At 66.2% G+C, this 2,890-nt stretch carries 1 protein-coding gene and 1 rRNA gene; one reads left to right on the forward strand and one right to left on the reverse strand.

Annotated elements, in window-relative coordinates:
* Positions 1–82, forward strand: a 5S ribosomal RNA gene (rrf, locus tag ACFWGD_RS13095); the annotation flags it as partial.
* A gap of 1,194 nt (positions 83–1,276) precedes the next feature.
* On the opposite strand, the gene ACFWGD_RS13100 is transcribed toward rrf, so the two are convergent.
* On the reverse strand, positions 1,277–2,713 hold the full coding sequence (locus ACFWGD_RS13100) for a nucleobase:cation symporter-2 family protein (protein ID WP_377779125.1): 1,437 nt from the start codon (positions 2,711–2,713) through the stop codon (positions 1,277–1,279).
* Between the last annotated feature and the right edge of the window lie 177 nt (positions 2,714–2,890).

Below are 2,890 nucleotides of genomic sequence, written 5' to 3' on the forward strand. Positions count from 1 at the left end.
CATTCCGAACCCGGAAGCTAAGCCCACCTGCGCCGATGGTACTGCACCTGGGAGGGTGTGGGAGAGTAGGTCACCGCCGGCCAATAACATGGTTAAAGAGTGAGCCGTTGTTGGTGTCGTTCCCCTTTAGGGGGGTTCGGCACCGGCAACGGCTCATTTCTCATTTCAAGGGTCATGTGCCCGGGTTAAGAGCCAAAATGTGTTGGTTTGCGGCGTGTCGACTTAAGGGACTGAAAGTGTTGGATTTGGCCCCTGCGCCTGGGGTTGCCGGGGCTGTGGTGGGTCAAGTCCGGGGATGTGGCAGCCGTGGCGTTGCTTCGGCACCGCGACGTCGATGGTGCCGCTTGTGGTGTTGAGGATGATGCCGACCGTGGTGTCGAGATCGCGGTGACGGTAGCCGTTGCGGCGGCAAGTCGCCGACGCGACGGGGGACTGCATCGTGGAGGAAGTCACCGTCGGCCCACCGCGGGTATTTTGCGCCCCCGTCTCGGCCCGATCGCGCAGTGGCTCGCGCCCCCGTCTCGGCCCGATTGCGCAGTAGCTCGCAGGCTGTGGCTCGCGGGCTGTGGCACGCGCCAAGGACACCTACGTTTCGGCCAGGTACACACGTTTGAACGTAGGTACCTGGCCAAAACGTCGGTATCTGGCCGGCGGGGTGGCCCCAAACACGCCGACTGGGCAATCTGTCGTCGTCGACCACGTCTTGCTTTCCAGCCCGTGTCTTTTTGCGGGTGCGAGTCGCCGCTGGGGCGGGGCCGGGACTACTGCCCTGCATGGTGGTGGTCGTGTGCTCGTCCGGTGGGGGGTTAGCTTGCTGGGGTGGGGCTTAGCATGTCGGGGTGTGCCGGAGCTGGATTTGCGGTGTTGGGGGTCGTTCTGTGTCTGTGGGATCACAGAATCGGTGCGTTGTGGCTGGTCAGGTGGTGTTTCGGGGCCGGTTTTCCGACACATTCTGTCCCTTAACCCGTGTGCCCGGCTCAGTGGAGCTCGAGGGGCCGCGGCAGCGGTGGGGAGGAGGCTCATCTTGCGGAGGAGTCCTAAGAGCTCGGGTGCCCCTCCGGCGCTCCTCCGGTTTTCCCTCACTCCTGCTAATCGGAGGCTGTTGTTATGCGCCGCTGCGCATCCTCGACGCTGCGTTCTTGGCTTGTTGTCCTCGTCGTTATGCACGGCCAACGAGGGCATGAAAACGGCCCAACGCCACTGCCGTGGGGTTGGGCCGGATGGGGGAGGGGGGTGGGCGTCGTGAAGCAATCGCGTGATGCGGGGAAACCGGGGATCAGGAACGGTCGGCCGGGACGTCGCCCCAGCCATCGTGGTCCTTGTCGTGGGAGTTGATGCCGCCGCGGAAGGTGTCGTGGACCGTGTACTCGGCCGAATGCGGAGCTCGATCGCCGGTGTTGAACGCGAGATTGAGCAGGATCGCGGCGACGGCGCCGATGCAGATGCCCGAGGCCATGAACGTCTGCGCCCACGGCGGCAGCTGCGTGAACAGCCCGGGCGCCACCGCCGGCAGCAACGCGAGCGCGAGGGGGACGCCGACGACGATGACGTTGGACTCGGTGAACTTGACCTTGGACAAGGTGCGCACGCCCGACGCCGCGACCATGCCGAACAAGGCGATGCCCGCGCCACCGAGGACCGGAGCCGGGATCGCCGCGACGAGTGCCGCCGTCTTCGGGATGAGGCCCAGGATGACGAGCATGCCGCCGGCGACGGCCGTCACCCAGCGGGAGCGCACGCCCGTGATGGACAGGACGCCGATGTTCTGCGCGAACGCGGTGTACTGGAACGTGTTGAAGATGCCGCCGACGACCGTCGCGGCGCCGTCCGCGCGCAGGGTATCGGCGATGCGGCGGTCGTCGACCTCCACATCGGTGATCTCGCCGATGGCCAGGACGTCACCGGTCGCCTCGACCATGGTCACCAGCGACACGATGCACATGGCGAACACCGCGGCGAAGACGAACTCGGGCAGGCCGAAGTAGAACGGGGTGGTCAAGCCGAACAGCGGGGAATCGGACGTCGTCGACCAATCGACCATCCCCAGCGGGATGCAGACGACGAGGCCGGTGAGCATGCCGACGAGGACCGCGATGCGCGACAGCCACGCCGGCCCCCACCTGTCGATGACGAGGATCAGCGCCAGGACGCCGAATGCGACCGCGAGGTTCTGCGGCGTTCCGTACTCGTCCGTGCCCTTGACCTCGGCGCCACCGCCGACCCAATCCGCGGCGACCGGCATGAGCGTCGAGCCGATGATCAGCAGCACGGTGCCGGTGACGAGCGGCGGGAAGAAGCGGAGGAGAGAGGCGAAGAGCGGGGCGAAGAGCATCATGAAGATGCCCGAGGCGATGACCGAGCCGTAGATGGCGGGCACGCCGTACTGCGAGCCGATGGTCACCATCGGGATCGCGGCCGAGAACGTGCAGCCCTGGATCAGGGGAAGGCGGACGCCGAAGCGCCAGATGCCGACCGACTGGACGATCGTGGCCAGGCCCGCGACGAAGAGATCCGCCGCGATGAGGTGGGGGATGTCGGACGGCTGCATCTTGCCGGCGTCGACGAGGGCCCAACCCACGAACAGCGGGACGGCCACCGCGCCGGCGTAGGCCGCGAGAACGTGTTGGAAACCGAGCAGCAACGCCTTGGCGTGGCCCGGATACTGATCTACTGGATGTACCGCGGTCGACGCCGCGTCTTGCTTCGTGGTCACAAAAGGAGCCTACGCCGGGGATGAACGAACGGTAAACACGGGCGTTTATGGGGGTTGGCCAGGCGCTTTGTTGCCGCGCAGAGGCGTGTGTAGTGTTACCGGGGCAAGCGAGACGCCGGGACGGTGCCTGCAAGGGCGCTGGTTGCGGTGGGGAGTTTGCGGGGAGTTCACTTCCCG

It is taken from the genome of Corynebacterium sp. NPDC060344 (assembly GCF_042725215.1).
Lineage (GTDB): Bacteria > Actinomycetota > Actinomycetes > Mycobacteriales > Mycobacteriaceae > Corynebacterium.